Source organism: Micromonospora sp. NPDC005172 (assembly GCF_040608555.1).
Taxonomy (GTDB): Bacteria; Actinomycetota; Actinomycetes; order Mycobacteriales; family Micromonosporaceae; genus Micromonospora.
Window position 1 is genome coordinate 46668 of the sequence record NZ_JBEXIL010000011.1, and the last position, 19507, is coordinate 66174.

The 19507-nt window shown below is 72.2% G+C and carries 15 protein-coding genes and 1 pseudogene; 10 read left to right on the plus strand and 6 right to left on the minus strand.

Translation table 11 applies throughout. From position 1 onward, the window contains the following. Positions 1–6 precede the first annotated feature (6 nt). From ABZV06_RS10060 to ABZV06_RS10070, 3 genes are all read left to right on the plus strand, one after another. Complete coding sequence (locus ABZV06_RS10060) at positions 7–1125, plus strand: GuaB3 family IMP dehydrogenase-related protein (RefSeq protein ID WP_355246968.1); 1119 nt, start codon at positions 7–9, stop codon at positions 1123–1125. Positions 1126–1274: 149 nt separating this feature from the next. After that, positions 1275–2699 carry a M1 family metallopeptidase gene (locus ABZV06_RS10065; RefSeq protein WP_355246971.1) on the plus strand — a complete coding sequence of 475 codons (1425 nt, stop codon included), beginning with the start codon at positions 1275–1277 and terminating at the stop codon, positions 2697–2699. A 107-nt stretch (positions 2700–2806) separates the two neighbouring features. Then, positions 2807–4267 (plus strand): M1 family metallopeptidase, encoded by a 1461-nt coding sequence (locus tag ABZV06_RS10070; RefSeq protein WP_355246973.1) that lies wholly within the window; start codon positions 2807–2809, stop codon positions 4265–4267. A gap of 7 nt (positions 4268–4274) precedes the next feature. Here the strand turns inward: ABZV06_RS10070 and ABZV06_RS10075 are convergent, their stop codons facing one another. Then, positions 4275–5393 carry an LCP family protein gene (locus tag ABZV06_RS10075; RefSeq protein WP_355620227.1) on the minus strand — a complete coding sequence of 373 codons (1119 nt, stop codon included), beginning with the start codon at positions 5391–5393 and terminating at the stop codon, positions 4275–4277. Positions 5394–5539: 146 nt separating this feature from the next. Between ABZV06_RS10075 and ABZV06_RS10080 the strand changes: the two genes are divergently transcribed. After that, complete coding sequence (locus tag ABZV06_RS10080) at positions 5540–7234, plus strand: GMC family oxidoreductase (protein WP_355246978.1); 1695 nt, start codon at positions 5540–5542, stop codon at positions 7232–7234. Here ABZV06_RS10080 and ABZV06_RS10085 read toward each other — a convergent pair. Further along, complete coding sequence (locus tag ABZV06_RS10085; protein WP_355246981.1) at positions 7223–7684, minus strand: GNAT family N-acetyltransferase; 462 nt, start codon at positions 7682–7684, stop codon at positions 7223–7225. The two genes, ABZV06_RS10080 and ABZV06_RS10085, sit on opposite strands and share 12 nt — an antisense overlap. Before the next feature lie 172 nt (positions 7685–7856). Here ABZV06_RS10085 and guaA point away from each other — a divergent pair, with 172 nt between their 5' ends. Next, a complete protein-coding gene (guaA, locus tag ABZV06_RS10090; protein WP_355246984.1) occupies positions 7857–9413 on the plus strand; it encodes a glutamine-hydrolyzing GMP synthase in 1557 nt (518 codons plus the stop codon). 7 nt (positions 9414–9420) lie between these two features. Here the strand turns inward: guaA and ABZV06_RS10095 are convergent, their stop codons facing one another. Continuing rightward, a complete protein-coding gene (locus ABZV06_RS10095) occupies positions 9421–9759 on the minus strand; it encodes a PspC domain-containing protein (protein ID WP_355620230.1) in 339 nt (112 codons plus the stop codon). 144 nt (positions 9760–9903) lie between these two features. Here ABZV06_RS10095 and ABZV06_RS10100 point away from each other — a divergent pair, with 144 nt between their 5' ends. The 3 genes from ABZV06_RS10100 to ABZV06_RS10110 all read left to right on the plus strand — a co-directional run bounded on the left by ABZV06_RS10100 (position 9904) and on the right by ABZV06_RS10110 (position 13218). Then, on the plus strand, positions 9904–10854 hold the full coding sequence (locus tag ABZV06_RS10100; protein ID WP_355246989.1) for an NUDIX domain-containing protein: 951 nt from the start codon (positions 9904–9906) through the stop codon (positions 10852–10854). Positions 10855–11096: 242 nt separating this feature from the next. Continuing rightward, complete coding sequence (locus ABZV06_RS10105; RefSeq protein ID WP_355620341.1) at positions 11097–11942, plus strand: NUDIX domain-containing protein; 846 nt, start codon at positions 11097–11099, stop codon at positions 11940–11942. 343 nt (positions 11943–12285) lie between these two features. Further along, positions 12286–13218, plus strand: a complete 933-nt coding sequence (locus tag ABZV06_RS10110; RefSeq protein WP_355620344.1) for a CDP-alcohol phosphatidyltransferase family protein — start codon at positions 12286–12288, stop codon at positions 13216–13218. A gap of 57 nt (positions 13219–13275) precedes the next feature. Here ABZV06_RS10110 and ABZV06_RS10115 read toward each other — a convergent pair whose 3' ends face one another. The 3 genes and pseudogenes from ABZV06_RS10115 to ABZV06_RS10125 form a co-directional block, all read right to left on the minus strand. Next, entirely contained in the window at positions 13276–14529 is a 1254-nt protein-coding gene (locus ABZV06_RS10115; protein WP_355246992.1) for a phosphatidylserine decarboxylase, read from the minus strand. Positions 14530–15153: 624 nt separating this feature from the next. Further along, positions 15154–15348 (minus strand): annotated as a pseudogene (locus ABZV06_RS10120) (hypothetical protein); the annotation flags it as partial. Beyond that, on the minus strand, positions 15345–17192 hold the full coding sequence (locus ABZV06_RS10125) for a PspC domain-containing protein (RefSeq protein ID WP_355620233.1): 1848 nt from the start codon (positions 17190–17192) through the stop codon (positions 15345–15347). The gene ABZV06_RS10125 and the pseudogene ABZV06_RS10120, both read right to left, overlap by 4 nt. A 159-nt stretch (positions 17193–17351) precedes the next feature. Here ABZV06_RS10125 and ABZV06_RS10130 point away from each other — a divergent pair, with 159 nt between their 5' ends. After that, positions 17352–18617, plus strand: a complete 1266-nt coding sequence (locus ABZV06_RS10130) for a PspC domain-containing protein (protein ID WP_355246997.1) — start codon at positions 17352–17354, stop codon at positions 18615–18617. Positions 18618–18619: 2 nt separating this feature from the next. Beyond that, entirely contained in the window at positions 18620–19306 is a 687-nt protein-coding gene (locus ABZV06_RS10135) for a response regulator transcription factor (protein ID WP_355620346.1), read from the plus strand. Positions 19307–19507 lie beyond the last annotated feature (201 nt).

Below are 19507 nucleotides of genomic sequence, written 5' to 3' on the forward strand. Positions count from 1 at the left end.
TCCCCCATGCGTGACGTGGTCGAGATCGGGCTGGGCAAGACCGCGCAGCGCGGCTACCACCTGGACGACATCGCCATCGTGCCGAGCCGCCGGACCCGGGACGTCGACGACGTCTCGACCGCGTGGCAGCTCGACGCGTACCCGTTCGGCATCCCCTGTGTCGGGCACCCCTCGGACGCCACGATGAGCCCGTCCTCGGCGGTCCGACTCGGCCAGCTCGGCGGTCTCGGGGTGCTGAACGTCGAAGGGCTGTGGACCCGTTACGAGAACCCGACGAAGGTGCTCGACGAGTTGGCCGGCCTCGACGAGGAAGCCCGCGCCACCAAGCGGCTCCAGGAGGTGTACGCGGAGCCGATCCGCCCCGATCTGATCGCCGAGCGGGTCCGCGAGCTGCGCGCCGGTGGCGGCACGGTGGCGGTGCGGGTTTCCCCGCAGCACACCCTCGCGCTGGCGCCGGTGATCCTGGACGCCGGGGTCGACATCCTGGTCATCCAGGGCACCATCGTCTCGGCCGAGCACGTGTCGACGACCGACGAGCCGCTGAACCTCAAGGAGTTCATCGCCGACCTCGACCTGCCGGTGATCGTCGGCGGCTGCACGGACTACAAGACGGCGCTGCACCTGATGCGTACCGGCGCGGCCGGCGTGATCGTGGGCATCGGCGGCGACGACTGGTCGACGACCGAGTCGGTGCTGGGCATCCGCGTGCCGATGGCCACCGCCATCGCGGACGCCGCTGCGGCCCGCCGGGACTACCTCGACGAGACCGGTGGCCGGTACGTGCACCTGATCGCCGACGGCGACATCCAGACCTCCGGTGACATCGCCAAGGCCCTCGGCTGCGGCGCGGACGCGGTGATGCTCGGGGAGCCGTTGTCGCTGTGCGACGAGGCGCCCGCCGGTGGCGCCTGGTGGCACTCGGCGGCCAGCCACCCGTCGCTGCCCCGGGGCGCCTTCGAGGTGTCCGGTGAGCCGCTCGGCTCGATGGAGCAGCTGCTCTTCGGCCCGGCGGACGAGGCCGACGGTCAGCTCAACCTGTTCGGTGGGTTGCGTCGGGCGATGGCCAAGTGCGGTTACCGCGACCTCAAGGAGTTCCAGAAGGTCGGCCTGGTCCTCGACCGCTGACGAGGTGACGCTGGAAGGCCGGCCCCGCGATCCTGCGGGGCCGGCCTCTCGTCGCCTGCCGCGAGGCGGTCGCCCCGATACGGCCATCGGACGACGGCTGGCTGGCTACGCTCGTTCCTGACCAGGGGATGGCGTAGAAGGAGTCGTGCATGGTCCGGAGCGGACCCAGGCCGCACCGCCGTCGGCTGACCGCCGCCCTTACGGCGCTGGGCTGCGCCGTCGCGCTGACCGGGACCGCCTGCACGGGCCACGACGACGACGGTTTCCGACCAGGTGCCGCGGACGCCGGCGACCCGTACGTGCCGGGCCGTGGCAACGGCGGCTACGACGTCACGCACTACGGGCTGGACGTCCGCTACGACCCGACGACCGACCGGCTCACCGGTCGGGCCACCATCACGGCGACGGCCACCCAGGATCTGTCCCGCTTCAACCTGGACCTGGTCGGCCTGAACGTCGGCGCGGTCACCGTCGCCGACAAGCGCGCCGAGCACCGCCGCAAGGACGGCGAGTTGGTGGTGACCCCGCGCGACGGGCTTGCACGGGGACGGTCGTTCACCGTGCGGGTCGACTACGCGGGCGTGCCCACCTCCGTCGCCGACGGCGAGTTGGGCAGCGGCGGTTTCCTGCACACCGCCGACGGGGCCATCGCTCTCGGTCAACCCGACTCGGCTGCCACCTGGTTCCCGGTCAACGACCACCCGTCCGACAAGGCGAGCTACGACATCGCGGTGACCGTCCCGGACGGAGTGTCCGCGTTGAGCAACGGGGTGCCCGGTCCGCAGAGCAGCGCCGACGGGTGGACGACCTGGCGCTGGTCGGAGCGCACCCCGATGGCCAGCTACCTGAGCACCCTCGTGATCGGGAACTACCGGGTGGTCACCGGCGTCCACGGCGGACGTCCGATGGTCACCGCGGTCGCGGCGAGTCTGCCGGCGACCGGTGGCGCGGCCAGCTCGGTGGCCCGTACCGGCGAGATCGTCGACTTCCTGGCCAGCCGCTTCGGCCCGTACCCGTTCGACTCGTACGGTGGGATCGTCGTCGCCGACGAGCGGATCGGCTACGCGTTGGAGACGCAGTCCCGGCCGGTCTACGGGCCGGCCTTCTTCTCGGGCGACCACCCCAACCCGTCCGTGGTGGCACACGAGCTGGCTCACCAGTGGTTCGGCGACAGCGTGTCCCTGTACCGGTGGGGCGACATCTGGCTCAACGAGGGCTTCGCCAGTTACGCCGAGTGGCTGTGGGAGGAGCACGACGGCGGTCGCACCGCGCAGCGCAACTTCGAGTCGCAGTACGCGTCGACCGACTGGTCGCAGCCGTCGATCGAGCCGGGACGGGAGCGGATGTTCGGCACCGCCGTCTACAAGCGTGGCGCGCTGGCCGTGCACGCGCTGCGCCGGACCGTCGGCGACGACACCTTCTTCCGCATCCTGCGCACGTGGACGTCCGAGCGGAGCGCCGGAAACGCCACCACCTCGGACTTCGTGGCACTGGCCGAACGGGTGGCCGACCGGCCGCTCCGACCTCTGCTCGACGCGTGGCTGGTCGGCGGCGCCGCACCCACACTGCCGTGACGACCCCGTGATCATCAATCGATAGGCTGCCGCCTGCGATCGGGCAGGAGCGCCGGTCGCGCGGGGGTGGCGAGGCCATCCACGCCGGGCTTACGGGGAGGTTCGTGATGCGGGGTAGGCGACACCGGCTGCGCGTGGGCGCCGGTCTGTTGGTGACCGGGGCGCTCGTGCTGTCCGGATGCGACTCGTCCACACCGGAGGCGGCGGCGCCGTCGCCGAGCGCGTCCCCGACGCCGTCGCGGGCCTTCACCGCCGGAGCCGCCGGGGTCGGCGACACGTACTTCCCGAGCTACGGCAACGGCGGGTACGACGTCGGGCAGTACACCGTGAAGGTGCGCTACGACCCGGCGAAGGACCGGTTGACGGGTACGACCACCGTCCAGGCCACCGCGACGGCGGACCTGTCGACGTTCAACCTCGACCTGGCCGGCCTGACCGTCAAGACGGTCACCGTGGACGCCACCCCGGCCACCTACACCCGGGACAAGAACGAGCTGGTGATCAAGCCGGCGGCCGGGCTCATCACGGGCAACGGTTTCGTGGTCGACATCGCGTACGAGGGGGTGCCGAAGCCGCTGAAGAACGAGCTGCTGGGCGATGGCGGGTTCCTGCACACCGCCGACGGCGCGATCGCGTTGGGCCAGCCCGAGTCGGCGAGCACCTGGTTCCCGGTCAACGACCACCCGTCGGACAAGGCCGCGTACGAGTTCGAGATCACCGTCCCGCAGGGCGTCACCGCCGTCAGCAACGGCGTGCCGGCCGGCAACAGCACCACTGACGGCTGGACCACCTGGAAGTGGTCGGAGAAGTCGCCGATGGCCAGCTACCTGAGCAACGTGGTGATCGGCAAGTTCCGGATCACCACCGGTCAGCACAAGGGCAAGCCGGTCTACAGCGCGGTCACCACCAAGGTGGCCAAGGGCGCGTCCGACGCGTCGATCGCGAAGACCGTCACGGTGGCCGACTACCTGGAGACCGTGTTCGGGCCGTACCCGTTCGACGCGTACGGCGGCGTGGTGGTCTCGGACAGCCGGATCGGGTACGCACTGGAGACGCAGAGCCGCCCGGTCTACTCGGCCGGCTTCTTCCGGCGGGGCGAGAACACCGAGGTGGTCGCCCACGAGCTTGCCCACCAGTGGTTCGGCGACAGCGTGGCGTTGGCCAAGTGGGAGGACATCTGGCTCAACGAGGGCTTCGCGACGTACGCGGAGTGGCTCTGGGCGGAGCACACCAAGGAGTACACCGCCAAGCAGGCGTTCGACGTCCGGTACCAGCAGGTGCCCCCCACGGTGTGGAAGACCCCGCCCGGCAAGCCGGGCGTGAAGGACCTGTTCAGCGAGTCGGTCTACCAGCGTGGCGGGATGACCCTGCACGCGCTGCGGGTGGCCGTCGGCGACAAGGCGTTCTTCGAGATCGTCAAGACCTGGGCGGCGGAGAAGCGCAACGGCACCGCCACCACGGCCGAGTTCGTGGCCCTCGCCGAGCGCATCTCCGGCAAGCAGCTCGACGCCCTCTTCGACGCGTGGCTGTACGGCACCAAGAAGCCCGCCCAACCCAAGAAGCTCTGAGCCGGGGTTACTTCTTGACCACCAGGTTGGGGTGGGCCTTCAGATACGCCTCCGCGCGGCCGGCGCGGAGTTCGGTGATGAAGGCCCGCCCCTCGCCGGTGAGCTGTTCGCCGCGGTAGGCGCTGCCCTTGCCGACGCCGGAACCGGGCAGGCCGACCAGGGTGAACTGGTTCTCCGGCACCCCGCTGAGGGCGTACGCCAGGTCGACGATCCGGTCACCACCCACGTACACCAGGGTGTCGCCCAGGGCGGCGACCACCTGGTCGACGCGCTCGGGCTGTCGGGCCAGGCCCTCGTCGAGGATCTTGCGGGTCAGGGCTTTGACGAGCTGCTGCTGGTGGCGCTGGCGGGCGTAGTCGCCGCCGGTGATGTAGCGCTGCCGGGCGTAGTCCAGCGCCTGCCACCCGTTGAGGTGCTGCTCGCCCTTCTCATAGACCTTCTGCGGCCCGGTGTAGCCGCCGGGCGCGCTGTCCCGGTACTTGCCGTCCGGCTTGCGGTGCAGGGACGCCACCCGCTGGTCGACGTAGATGTCCACCCCGCCGAGGGCGTTCACCAGCTTGTCGAACCCGCCGAAGGTGAGCACCGCGCCCGCGTCGATCCGCAGCCCGGTGTACCCGCTCACCGTGCTGCGCAGCAGCTCGTACCCCTGGGCGGTGCTCGGCTGCTTGGGCTTGCCGGGCACCCGGCTGCCGAAGCTCATCGAGTGGGTGAGCTTGGTCTTGCCGCCCTTGTAGCCGGCCTTGGGGAACGCCGGGATGTCCACCAGCAGGTCGCGGGGCAGGGAGAAGAGGTACGCCCGATCCAGCCCCTTCGGCACGTGCAGCACCAGGACGGCGTCGGAGTGCGGCTCCCAGCCCGGCACGCTGACCCGGGTGTCCACGCCGACCAGCAGCAGTGTCAACGGGCCCTTGATGTTCGCGCCCGGGGGCGGGCCGCTCGGGCTGGGGGTGGCCGGGGCGGCCGACGACGGGCTCGGCGAGCCGGCCAGCGGGGTGCCGGCGGGCTTGTCGTCGCCGCTCAGCCGCGTGATCACCGTCGCTCCACCCACGATCAACGCGATGACGGCGAGTGCCGCCAACCCGAGCAGCAGCCAGCGTCGGCGCGGCTCCATCGACCCCAGAATCATCGTGTGCTTCCTTCCACCCGTATCCGGAACAACGCTCCGACGGGTGCTCCAGGTTGCGGCCGGGAGGCGCCGGGTCGGTCGGCCGGTGCATGATCGCGCGAAAACGGGCGCTGGCGCGAGCGCTACTGGCGGGTAATGATGCGTCCATGCGGTACGACGTGGTCGTCATCGGGTCCGGCTTCGGCGGTGGTGTCACCGCGCTGCGGCTCGCGGAGAAGGGCTACTCGGTCGGTGTCGTCGAGGCCGGCCGCCGTTTCGCCGACGACGAGTTCCCGCAGACCTCGTGGCGCCTGCGCCGGTTCCTCTGGGCACCGAAGTTGGGCTGCTACGGCATCCAGCGGCTCACCCTGCTCCGCGGGACCGCCGGCCGGTCCGGCGGCGTGCTGGTGCTCTCCGGGGCCGGAGTGGGCGGCGGGTCGCTGGTCTACGCGAACACCCTCTACGAGCCGCTGGACGCCTTCTACACCGATCCGCAGTGGCGCGACGTCACCGACTGGCGTGACGAGTTGGCCCGCCACTACGACCAGGCGAAACGGATGCTCGGCGTCACCACGTACCCGATCCAGACGGGCGCGGACCGCGCCATGCGGGCGGTGGCCGACCGGATGGGGGTGGGGCACACCTTCCGCGCCACCCCGGTCGGTGTGCACATCGGCCGTCCGGGCCAGCGCGTCGCCGACCCCTACTTCGGCGGTGTCGGCCCGGAGCGCACCGGTTGCCTGCACTGTGGCTCGTGCATGACCGGGTGCCGACACGGGGCCAAGAACACGTTGGCCAAGAACTACCTCTGGCTCGCCGAGCGGCTGGGTGCCACCGTGCACCCGCTGACCACGGTGACGGCCGTCCGTCCGGCCACCGGCGGTGGATACGAGGTGCACACCGAGCGCACCGGCGCGTGGTTGCGCCGACGGCGGCAGGTGATCCACGCCGACCAGGTGGTCTTCGCGGCCGGCGCGCTGGGCACCCAGCGGCTGCTGCACGAGATGAAGGCCACCGGTGCGCTGCCGCGCCTGTCGGATCGGCTGGGCGCGCTGACCCGGACCAACTCGGAGGCGATCCTCGGCGCGTCGATGCCCCGGCAGCGGGCCCGGCAGCAGCGGACCGACTTCACCGAGGGCGTGGCGATCACCAGCTCGTTCCACCCCGACCCGCAGACCCACATCGAGCCGGTCCGCTACGGCCGCGGCTCCAACGCGATGGGTCTGCTCCAGTCGTTGCTTGTCGACGGGGGTCCGCACCGGGTCCGGCGGTGGCTGGGCAGCATCGTCCGGCAGCCGCGGCTGGCCGCCCGGATGCTGTCGGTGCGTGGCTGGTCGGAGCGGACGGTGATCGCCCTGGTGATGCAGTCGGTGGACAACTCGCTGACCACCCGCTGGCGGCGCGGCCTGTGGGGTCGGCGGTTGGTCGCCGGGCCGGGTCACGGCATGCCGAGCCCGACGTGGATCCCGGCTGGCAACACCGCCACCCGGCTGCTCGCCGAGGAGATCGGCGGTACGCCCGGCGGCTCGCTCACCGAGCCGTTCGACATCCCGGTCACCGCGCACATCCTGGGCGGGGCGGTGATCGGCGCCACTCCGGCCGACGGCGTGGTCGACCCCTGGCACCGGGTGTACGGCCATCCGGGGCTGCACGTGGTCGACGGCGCGGCCGTGTCGGCGAACCTGGGCGTGAACCCGTCCCTGACGATCACCGCACAGGCCGAACGGGCGATGTCCTTCTGGCCCAACAAGGGTGCCCAGGACCCCCGCCCATCCCTGGGCACCCCGTACCGCCGGGTAGCCCCCGTACCCCCGGACAAGCCGGCGGTACCCGCGGACGCCCCGGCCGCGCTACGCCCCTGACAGGGGCCGGCGGAGGATGTGGTTGACGCCGAAGACGGTGTCGCTGACCCGCACGTCGGTGTAACCGATCCGGTGGTAGAACCCGTGCCCGGTGTGGCTGGCGCCCGTCTCCATGAACGTGTGCCCCTCGGCCCGGGCCAGTTCCTCGACGTGCCGCATCAACCGGCGGCCGATGCCGCGGCCGTGCGCGTCCGGGTCGACGAACATGGTGTAGACCTTGTTGCCGTCGCGGGACACCGTGCCGACCGGGCGTCCGTGGTGTTCGGCGACGTAGATCCGCCGCTCGGCACTGAGTTCGCGGAACCGGTCGGCGGTGAAGTGGTCGCACATCCGGTCGATCAGCTCGGCCGGGTAGTCGCGGCTGTTCACCTCCCGCAGGCAGCGGACGACCAGGGCCGACAGCGCCTCGCCGTCCGTGGGGCGGAAGTCCCGGACGGTCACCTCGGTCATCGGCACGCCTCCGTCCGATTTGCTTGGGGATCGTCGCGCACCGTATCGAGATGCGGAACGCCGGCGACGCCCTGCCGGACATATCAGGGCATACCACCAACGGTGCCGCCGCCGCGCCGAGTGCGTGGGGCGCGGCTCGGGTCGGGGGTGACTGTCGGTAGGCTTTGTGCACATGAGCCTGCCTCGCCCTGTCCTCGTGGTGGACTTCGGAGCCCAGTACGCCCAGCTCATCGCGCGCCGGGTCCGCGAGGCGAAGGTCTACTCCGAGATCGTGCCGCACTCGATGCCGGTCGCCGAGATGCTGGCGAAGAACCCGGCCGCGATCATCCTCTCCGGCGGTCCGGCCAGCGTGTACGCGCCGGACGCCCCGCAGATCGACGCCGGCCTGTTCACGTCCGACGTGCCGGTCTTCGGCATCTGCTACGGCTTCCAGGCGATGGCCCAGGCGCTCGGTGGCACCGTCGCGCGGACGGGCAACCGCGAGTACGGCGGCACGCCGCTGCGTCCCCGCCTCACCGAGCCGGGCGTGCTGCTGCGTGACCTGCCGGCGGACCTGCCGGTCTGGATGAGCCACGGTGACTGCGTCACCGAGGCGCCCGAGGGCTTCACGGTGACCGCCGAGTCGGCGGGCGCTCCCGTCGCGGCCTTCGAGGACGTGGCCGGCCGTCGGGCCGGCGTCCAGTTCCACCCGGAGGTCGGGCACACCGCGCACGGCCAGGAGATGCTGACCCGCTTCCTCTACGACATCGCCGGCATCGAGCCGACCTGGACGCCCGAGAACATCATCGACGAGCAGGTCGCCCTGATCCGGGCGCAGGTCGGCGACAAGGAGGTCATCTGCGGCCTCTCCGGCGGGGTGGACTCGGCGGTCGCCGCCGCGCTGGTGCACCGGGCGGTCGGTGACCAGCTCACCTGCGTCTTCGTCGACCACGGCCTGCTGCGCGCCGGTGAGGCCGAGCAGGTCGAGAAGGACTACGTCGCCGCCACGGGCATCAAGCTGAAGGTGGTCGACGCGGCGGAGCGGTTCCTCGGCGCGCTGGCCGGGGTGACCGATCCCGAGCAGAAGCGCAAGATCATCGGTCGGGAGTTCATCCGGGTCTTCGAGGCCGCCGCCCGCGAGATCGCCTCGCACGGTGACGTGGAGTTCCTCGTCCAGGGCACCCTCTACCCGGACGTGGTCGAGTCCGGCGGCGGCACCGGCACCGCCAACATCAAGAGCCACCACAACGTCGGCGGCCTGCCGGAGGACCTGAAGTTCGCGCTCGTCGAGCCGCTGCGCACACTCTTCAAGGACGAGGTCCGCGCGCTCGGCCTCCAGCTCGGCCTGCCCGAGGCGATGGTCTGGCGGCACCCGTTCCCCGGTCCCGGTCTGGCCATCCGGATCATCGGCGCCGTCGACCGGGACCGCCTCGACCTGCTGCGTCAGGCCGACCTGATCGCCCGCGAGGAGCTGACGGCCGCCGGCCTGGACCGGGGCGTCTGGCAGTTCCCCGTGGTGCTGCTCGCCGACGTGCGCAGCGTCGGCGTGCAGGGTGACGGGCGCAGCTACGGGCATCCCGTGGTGCTGCGTCCGGTCTCCAGCGAGGACGCGATGACCGCCGACTGGTCGCGGTTGCCCTACGAGGTGGTTGCGCGGATCTCCACCCGGATCACCAACGAGGTCGCCGAGGTCAACCGGGTGGTGCTGGACGTGACCAGCAAGCCGCCGGGCACCATCGAGTGGGAGTGAGCCGTCCTCACGCCGCCGGCGGGGTCGTCGGCGGGTAGGGCGGCGTCGGGGCGTACCCCGGCTGTGGACCGCCGGGCGCGGACCCGGCGGTGGGCGCGACGCCCGCCGGGTGCGGCCAGGCGGGCGCGCCGGTGGGCTCCTCGGGCATCAGGAACCACATGATCGGGTACGCGAGCAGGGCGAGTCCGCCGGTGAGCAGGCCGGTGACGGCGAAGGTCACGCGGACCAGTGTGGGATCGACGTCGAAGTAGCGGCCGAGGCCGCTGGCGACCCCCGCCACCATGCGGTCGGTGATGGGTCGCCGGAGCTGCTTGTACGGGGCGTGGGAAGCGGCGGTAGGTGTCATGTCTCCACGGTCCGCGCCGGGGCCCGCTCTGCCCTCGGTGACCGCCCGGATGCCTACCCTGATCGATCCCTGAGCGGGAAGCCGGGAGTCAGGAATCCGACTCTTTTCCGTTCCGGTAACGCGGCCCGGGGAGAATTTGGACCCGTGACCACCATGCTGGAGCCGCTTCGCAGGATCGCGGCATACGCAGTTTGTGCTGATTCAGACGGCCGAGTGTTGCTGGTCCGCGCATCGGAGCGCTCCGGCACCCCCGGCACGTGGTCCCTGCCCGGCGGGGCGGTCGACCACGGCGAGGACCCCAACCACACAGTCGTCCGCGAGACCGCTGCCGAGACGGGGCTCTCGGTCGCCGTCCGCGGCCTGGCGGACGTGCTCGCCGACATGCGGGCCCTGCCCGAGCGCGGCATCACCATCCACACCGACCGGCTGATCTACCGCGTGACGGTGCGCGGCGGCACCCTCGCCGACCGGGCCGGCGAGCGCCCCACCGACCTCGCTCGCTGGTACACCCTGGACGAGGCGCGGCAGTTGCCGCTGCGCTCGTTCACCGCGCGCGCCCTCGGTCTGCCCGCCTCCTCGGCCGACGTGGTGCCCGACGAGGCTCCCGAGTTCCCCTCCTTCTACGCGGTCCCCGGCCCGGACGGGCTGCACCGCGCCCAGCGCTTCGCCGCGTACGCGGTGTGCACCGACCCGGCCGGCCGGGTGCTGCTCACCCGGATCTCCGACGGCTACCCGGGCGCCGGCTGCTGGCACCTGCCCGGCGGCGGCACCGACTACGGCGAGCAGCCCGGCGCGGCGCTCATCCGGGAACTGGTCGAGGAGACCGGCCAGGCGGGCCGCCTCGTCGAGCTGCTGGGTGTCGCGAGCCACCGTGACGCCGCCTCGCTGGGCCCGGAGGGTTACCCCATCGACTGGCACGGCGTACGCGCCTTCTACCGGGTGGTGGTCGACCAGCCCAACCCGCTGACCATCGCCGACGTGGGTGGCTCCACCTGCGAGGCCCGCTGGTTCGCCCGCGAAGAACTGGGCGCCCTCCCCACAGACCACCTCACCGAGGTGACAGCAGAAGCAGTCCAAGCAGCCCAACTAACCTGACCCCCCTCCCTCCCCCCTCTCCCCCCTCCCTCCCCCCCTCCACCGCATCACCCCTGCACCGCGGTGATCATGAAGTTATTGTCAGGACACGCCGAGATGGACGGCAATAACTTCATGATCACCGGGCTGGGCCGGCGGGGCGGGCCGGCGGGGCGGGCCGGCGGGCCGGGCGGCGGGGGAGCGGGGGAGTGGGTGTGGGGGTTTTGGCGCGGCGGGTTGCTGTTTATGGGTTCTTCGAGCAGCTGAGGCGGTTCTTGGTCGTTCGGGGTGGTGGTGAGCGGGTCTGGTCGCTGCCTGGAGGGCTCGTCGCGCATGCGGAGCACCCTGAGCGGGCCGTGGTACGTACGGTCTCCGAGCAGACCGGGCTGACCGTCTCGGTGGGCCGGTTGCGATCCGTCGTCGCGGACGTGGACGCCGACGCGGGTGACGGTGTGTCGATGCACACCGACCGGTTGCTCTTCGAGATGACCGTGCGCGGCGATGTGCCCGAGGTCACCGGCGGGGGCACGGTCGAGGGTCGCTGGGTCAGCCCCGAGGCCGCCACCGAGCTGCCGTTGACGCCGTTCAGCGCCGAACTGCTCGGCCTGCCGGTCGTCCCACTTCCGGTCGACGCGTATCCGTCCGTCGAGCCACTCCCGGCGTCGCATCCGGACCGGCGGTTGCGCTTCGGGGCGTACGGGCTGGTCACCGACCCGGCGGGGCGGATCCTGCTGACCCAGATCGCCGACGGCTACCCCGGGGCCGGCAAGTGGCACCTGCCCGGCGGCGGCACCGACCACGGCGAGCAGCCGACCGTCGGGCTGCTCCGGGAACTCGTCGAGGAGGGTGGTCAGGTGGGCCGCGTGGTGGAGTTGCTCGGCGTGGACAACCTGCACAACCCGGCCGCGCTCGGCCCGGAGGGTCGTCCGCTGGACTGGCACGGCGTCCGGGTGATCTATCGGGTGCTGGTGGACGTACCCACCGACGCGGTGGTGACGGAGTCCGCCGGTGGCTCGACCGCGCGGGCCGGCTGGTTCACCGCCGCCGATACCGCTGACCTGCCGCTGACCGGTATCGCTGCCTCGGCAATCGGACAGCTGGGTTCATAGCACTCGGCTCAGCGAGCCGAGTTGGCTACCCTCCGGTAGAGTCAGAGACGGGAATGGTGGAGGAAACGGGCGATGAAGCCCGGGATGGGAATAACAAGGCGGTTCGCGCGGTTTGCACCAGATAAGTACCGCCGGCAGCTATCGCCAAGCCATGTTCCCCTATGCGATGGTGTACTCCGCAAAACGGCTGCCGGGCCACGCACGGTCCGGCACGAGACAGCCGGACACCCGCCCTACGGCGGTAAGCCGATCCGGTGATGGAGGAAACGTGCCGAGAGCCCCATGGCGCCGGCGTCGTACGACTGACAGTCCGCGCCCCGCAGGGCGTCGCTGGGCGGGCCGGTTGCGCCGCAGCAGCACGTTCGCCCGCCAGGTGCTGCTGGTCCGGGTGGGTCGCCGTGACGGTGACCCTCGGGCCACCGACCTGACACTGACCGAGCACCGGTACGCCGACCGCCAGCGCCGTCGCTACGGCCTGGACCGGCTCAGCCGGCCGGGGGCTGTCACTCGCGCCGAGATCGAGGCGGTCATGCCGGTCAGCCCGGCGCTGCCGATGGCGCACACCGACGAGGCCACCGCCGGATCGATCCCCCTGCTCCCCGGCGAGCGCACGATGGCCCGCCGGATGAAGTTCGCCGTCGTCAACGCCTGCACCCTGTCGAGCCTGATGCTCGGCATGCTGGCGATCTTCCTCGCGATGCAGGGTGAGGTGCGCATCGCCGCCCTCTGCCTGATCGCCTGCGTCATCTTCGACGGGCTCGACGGTGCGTTGGCGCGTCGACTGGGCGTCGCCAGCCCGTTCGGCGCCCAGATGGACTCGCTGGCCGACATGTGCTCGTTCGGTCTCGCCGCACCCGTGGTGGTCTACGCCTCGCTCGCCGGCTCCGTGTCGACGGCCGCGGCTGCGGTGGCGTGTGCACTGGTCGCGGCGTGTGCGGCGATCCGGCTGGCCCGCTTCAACGTCTCGCCGAAGGACGGTCGCTTCTTCTGCGGCGTCCCGACCACCATGGCCGCCGCCGTGCTCGCCCTCACCGTGGCGATCGGCCTGCCCGTGCCCGGTCTCGTGCTGGTGGCCGGTGTGGCACTGCTCGCCTTCGCGATGGTGTCCAGCTTCCCGTACGCCAAGCTGGCGCGCCTGGTGAAGCTGCCGCCGTGGCTCTGGCTCGCCCCGGTGGTCGGCGCGCTCGTCGACATCCGGCTCACGTTCGCCCTGATCGTGGTCGGCTACCTGGTGAGCGGGCCGGTGCTCTGGCTGCGCCAGCGTCGTACCGCCTGATCAGACACACGAAACGGGGCGCCGCGGACAGCGGCGCCCCGTTTTCGCATCCCGGTCTCAGCGCCAGCGGGCGATGACCGTGGAACCGCCGATCACCTTGTCGCCCGGCCCCACCAGCGGCTCCGCGGCGTCGGCCGGCAGGTAGACGTCGGTCCGCGAGCCGAACCGGATGAGCCCGAAACGCTCGCCCCTGGCCAGCAGCGCACCGATCGGCGCGCGCTGCACGATGCGGCGGGCGATCAGGCCGGTCCGCTGCGCGACCACCACCGTGCCGCGGCTGGTGTCCAGAACGGTGTACGCGGCGACGTTGTGCTCGGCGTCCGGCTTCATGGCGTTGACGAAGCCACCGTCGGCGACGAAGTAGTCAACCACCTTGCCGGCGACCGGAGCACGGTTGACGTGCACGTCCAGCACCGACAGGAAGACCGCCACGCGCAGCCATTCGCCGTCGCCGAAGCGCTCGTCGTACAGCCGCTGCACCGACAGGACCTTCCCGTCCGCGCTGGCCACCACGGCGTTCGGGTCCTCCGGCACGTCCCGCTGAGGATCACGGAAGAACGCGGCGACGGGGCCGGCCGCCAGCGCCGGCAGCAGCCACAGCTTGGACGACGGACGCGCCACCCGGGCCAGCGCCGCCAGACCCAACGTGATGCCGGCCGCGGCCACACCGTTCGAGTCGATGTGCATGCCTCTGGTCAGGGGCACGCTCGACGGCCGGTACGCCGGAGCCAGCCGGTCGGCCGCAGCCGGGCTGGCCGGCGTGAACCGCAACCGGTAGACCCGTACCGGCGGCGAGTTGCGCAGCACCAGGTCCCCGCCGACGCCGTACAGGGCGTCCTGGCGGGCCAGCTCGCCGGCAGCGCCGGTGGTCCGGCCCGGCGTGGCGGTGGTGGCGACGCTCAGCACCGCGCCGTCGGTGAGGTACTTCGACAGGCCTTGAATGCCGCTACGGGCCTCCTCGGCGGTGCCGGTGAACGCCTCGCCGGCGATGACCACCGCGGCGGCCTCGGCGTCGCCGAGCGAGTCGACCACGCGTACCCGGTCGGCGACCCACCGGCCCTGGGCGGTGACGTGCTCGCGGAGCGCGGCGGCGGTGGAGGACTCGGCGGGTGTCACGGTGAGCCGGTCGCCGGGGAGCAACGCCTCGATCGCCGCGGCCAGCACCGCGGACTCCGGGCTCGCGCCGACCAGCAGGGCGACCTTCGGGTCGTTCATCCGGGCCAGCTCGGCGACGAGCGTACGGGCGGCGCGCTCGCCGATGCGGACCGGACCGGACCGGCCGGTGGTACGCACGGCGGGGGACTGCGTCATGACGGGCGGGCTCCTGACGGGGTAGAGACGGGAATCGCGGCGGGGGCGCCATGGCGGGACGGGCCGGCCGGCGGAGGCGAGATCTCCACCAGCCAGCATATGCGCCTGCCCGCGCCGACCGCACCGCCGAACCCTCGCCGGGGGCGGCGCGGGCCGACAGCCGGCTCAGGAACTCTCGCGCCGCCCCGTCCGCTCGTCGCCGACCCCCGGAGCGTCGTCACTGGCCGGATGCCCGCCGACCGTCGGATCGTCGTCACCGGCCGGAGCATCGCCGACCGCCGGACCGGTTGCCCGCTTCGCGTCGGCCTGGGTGACCGGGTGGTCGACCTGGGCCGGCTCGGCGGGCTCGGCCGTGTCCGGCGGGGTCCCCGGCTCTGCCGGGGCGTGGGCCAGCCAGGCGGGGTGTACCACGTCCGCCGTGGGCGGCTCCGGGGTCCGCAGCTCAGCCGTGGGCGTCGCGTCGGGCGTGGGTTCAAACGTGGCCGGCTCGAAGGTGACCGGCTCGAATGCGGCGGTCTGCGGCGTGCCGCGCTCGGCCGTGCCGGGCTCGGGTGTGACGCTGACCGGCTCGGGCGTGACCGTGGCGGCGTCCGTCGTACCCGGCTCGGCGATCTCGTTCGGCTCCGGGCGGCCTGAGCGGCCCGAACGCAACGCGCCGACCAGACCGAACACTCCGATCAGGATCAGCGCGCCGGCCAGGAACCAGCCGACCGGCGGCAGCGCGAGCCCGAGTAGTTGAGCGAGCAGCCACCAGGCCGACAGGGCCAGGAACAGCAGCCCGAATGCGAACGAGAGCAGGTCCGTACGGTGAGCCTTCACCGGGTCACCTCCAGGTTGCCGGCATTGACGTGGATGTACAGGCGCAGCTTTCCGCCGCCGGGGCCGTCCGCGCCCAGGTCGGTGGACTCCCGCAGCTTGCCGTCGATCCCGCCGGAGCGGTTGCCGAAGACAGTGGCGTCGCCGGCGTTGACGTCGGCCACCGTGGTGACGTCCACGTTGGGCGGTACGACGACAGTTGCCTGACCGAAGTTGATCGCCACTGTCACCTGGGTGTCCCGCTTCGTGAAGTCGATGCCCCGCAGGTCGAGGACGGCGTCACCGAAGCTGTTCTCGTACCGGTCGGCGAGGTCGCGGTAGTCGGTGGGCGCCCAGGTGACCGCGCCGTCGACGCCCCTGATCCGGTCGTAGGACTCGGCAACCGTCGCCGTGCCCAGCGCGGCGGCCGTCACCAGGCCCAGCGCGATCAACCAGCGTGCACGGCCGAACCAGGTGCCGACCAGCAGCCCCAGCCCGATGGTGGCCAACGCGGCCGCGAAGTACGCCGAGGCGCTGACGTCGAAGACGTCCAGCAGGTCGAGCAGGGCGACCACGCCGAGCGCCAGGAAGATCAGCGAGAAGGTCACCGCGCCGAGCGGCGAACGCTCCCGGGGCCGCTTCGGCGGCTTCGGTGGCTTGGGCGGGGGGTACGCGGGCGGCGCCGGCGTGGCGTACGGGCCGTGTGGCGCGAACGGAGGGCGGTACCCGCCCGGTGTCGTCGTCCCCGGCTGGCTGACAGGGCCGGCCGCTGGCACGGCGGTCACCGGTGCCGAAGGCCAGCCGCTGGTGGGCGTAGCGAGGGTGGGCGCGCCGCTGCCCGGCCAGCCCTGCTCGGGCGCCGGCCAGCCGGTGCCCTGCGGTCCGGTCGTGACGCCGGCCGGCTGTGCGGACACCGGGCCTGCCCCGAACACCACCGCCGGCTGGGACACCGGCTCCGCGCCGACGGTCGGTTGCGCTATGGTGGCCGGCTGGCCGCCCTGGATTGACGCGTACGCGCTCTCCGGCGGGCCGCTGTACGACGGCGCGCCACCCGACAGCGGCGCGGTCGCCAGCGGACCGGCGGGTGGAACCGTGCCGTACGTCGGAGCCGGCCAGGCGACCGGGGGGACCGGGCCGGGTGGCGTGCCAGCCGGGGAGGGCGGCACCGGCCCGCCCGGGGGCTGTGGCCCACGGTTGTCCCGGTTGAGCAGCAACGCGCCGCCGATCAGGATGGCCGCGCCGAGCAGCACCGCCCGGAAGGCGTCGGTGACGATGTAGCCGAAGCTCGCGGCCACGAGGATGCCCAGGATGATCACGGTCACCGGGGACATGCTGGAGCGGCCCCGCCCCAGCATCGACTCCACCGGGGACGCCGTGTCGCCCTCGTTCGGGATGATCAGCCAGGCGGCGACGTACACCAGGATGCCGATACCGCCGAAGAACCCGAGCACCGCGAGGAGCACCCGCCACAGCACCGGATCGGTGTTGGTAGCCCGCCCGATCGCCGCGCAGACCCCGGCCAGGTAACGGCCGTCGCGGGGCCGGACCAGCCCGTACCGCGAGGTGAAGCCGGCACCGCCCAGCGGCGCGCCGGGCCCCGGAGGCGTACCCGCGCCGGGGCCGTGGCCCGTGCCGGTCGTACCCCCGCCTGGTGCGTAGCCCGTGCCGGCGGCGAAGCCGGCACCGGGCGCGTAGCCCGCGCTCGGCGGCTCGTACGCGCCGGACGTGGCGCCCGGCGGCGGCGCGGTCGGCGGGCCGAACGTGGTGGGCTCGGTCCAGCCGGCGGGCGTCGTGGGCGGTGCGGGCGGTACTGAACCGCCCGGCTGTGCCGACCCGGGGCGGGGCGGCGGGGCAGCTTCCTCGGTCATGTCTCGATCCTGCTGCCCACCTCGCCCGAACGACCTCAGGACCCGACCCTGACGCCACCCTGAGATCCGGGGGGCCGGAATGTCGGGGGCGTCCCCGTGGTCGTCGGACGCCGCAGCGTGTGACGATCGGATGTACCGCCCCGCGCCCAGCCCACCACCGTGACCAGGGAGCCTGCGATCAGCATCGTGACCCCACCTCCGCGCCTCTACCGGGCCCCCGAGCATCGGATGGCCGCCGGCGTCGCCGCCGGCATCGCCGACCACCTCGGCATCTCGGTGCTGCGCGTGCGAGTCGCGTTCATGGTGCTGCTCGGGCTGAGTGGGCTCGGACTGCTGCTGTACGCGGCGTTCTGGGCGGTGGTGCCGCTGCGGCCCGGTGACACCGCCGTGCCGCCCCGGCGGGATGTGGCCCAGCTCCTGCCGTTCGTCGGGATCGGGCTCGGTGTCCTGCTGATCCAGGTGATGGTCTTCGACTCGGTGGGCGCGGCGGGCACCGCCGGCTGGCTGGTGGCCATCATCGCGGTCGGCGCGGGCGTGATCTGGCACCAGTCGGCGCCCGAGCGGCGGCGGCGCTGGGGCGAGGCGATGCCGGTCCCGTGGCTCGGGGCGGTCGTCGAGGAGAGCGACCGGCGGGCCTTCGTACTCCGGTTCATCGGGGGCGGGGTGCTGGTCGCGGTCGGCATCATCGGTGTCGCGGCGGTCTACTCGCCGGCACAGAACTTCGACGCGGTGATCAACGGGGTGATCTTCGCGCTGGTCGGGTTGGCCGGGGTCGGAGTGGTCGCGGCACCGGTGCTCTGGCGGACGTACAACCAGCTCCGCGCGGAGCGCGAGGGCCGCATCCGGGAACAGGAGCGGGCCGAACTGGCCGCGATGGTGCACGACCAGGTGCTGCACACACTGGCGCTGATCCAGCGCAACGCCGGCGACGTCAAGACGGTGCAGCGGTTGGCGCGGGGGCAGGAGCGCTCGTTGCGCAACTGGCTCTACAAGCCCACGGCCTCGCCGAACGAACGTTTCGCCGCAGCCCTGGAGCAGGCCGCCGCCGAGGTCGAGGACACCTTCGCGATCACGGTGGAGGCGGTGGTGGTGGGGGACCGCGAGACCGACGAGAAGGTCGGCGCGCTGGTCGCCGCGGCGCGGGAGGCGCTGGTGAACGCGGCACGGCACGCCGGTGTGCAGACCGTGTCGCTCTACGCCGAGGTGGAGCCCGATCAGGTCAGCGTGTTCGTCCGGGACCGAGGGAAGGGCTTCGACCCGGATACGGTGGAGGACCACCGGCACGGCGTACGCGGTTCGATCATCGGACGGATGAAGCGGCACGGCGGACGGGCCGAAATCCGGTCCGGCCCGGGGGAGGGGACCGAGGTCCGGTTGATCCTGCCGATCTCCCGGGACTCGTCCGCGGCGGAGAGGAACAAATGACCATGGCCGAGCAGCCGACGGAACAGCCCGACCAGACGGCCAGCCGCCCCGAACGCCTGCGGGTCTTCCTCGTGGACGACCACGCGATGTTCCGGGCCGGGGTACGTGCCGAGCTGGGCGCCCACGTCGAGGTGGTGGGCGAGGCGAGCACCGTGGCCGAGGCGGTCACCCGGATCGCCGTCACCGGGCCGGACGTGGTGCTGCTCGACGTCCACATGCCCGACGGCGGTGGCCGCGCGGTGCTGGAGGCGATGCGGCGCACTCATCCGCAGGTCAAGTTCCTGGCCCTGAGCGTCTCCGACGCGGCCGAGGACGTGATCGGGCTGATCCGGGCCGGCGCCCGGGGGTACGTCACCAAGACCATCTCTCCGGACGAGTTGGCCGCGGCGATCCGTCGGGTCGCCGACGGCGACGCCGTGTTCAGCCCTCGGCTGGCCGGGTTCGTGCTGGACGCGTTCGCGGCCCGACCGGACGCGCCGGTGGCCGACCCGGAGTTGGACCAGCTCACCAACCGTGAGCGGGAGGTGCTGCGCCTGCTCGCCCGGGGGTACGCGTACAAGGAGATCGCCAAGGAGCTGTTCATCTCCATCAAGACGGTGGAGACGCACGTGTCGAACGTGCTGCGCAAGCTCCAGATGTCCAACCGGTACGAACTCTCCCGCTGGGCGGCGGACCGCCGGCTCGTGTGATCAATTCCTCTGTGCCGGCATTTCGGGCAGATGCCACGGATGTTACGGGGCGGGGCTGACAAAAGATCAACCGTGGTTCCATACTGCCCCGGTCCCGTTTCCGCGCGTCGGTCTCGGTGCCGGGGCCGATGTCGTCGCGGCACCACGATGATCAGAGAGCCGTCCGCGACACCCTCGTCCACCCAGCCGGTGCTGGTGCCC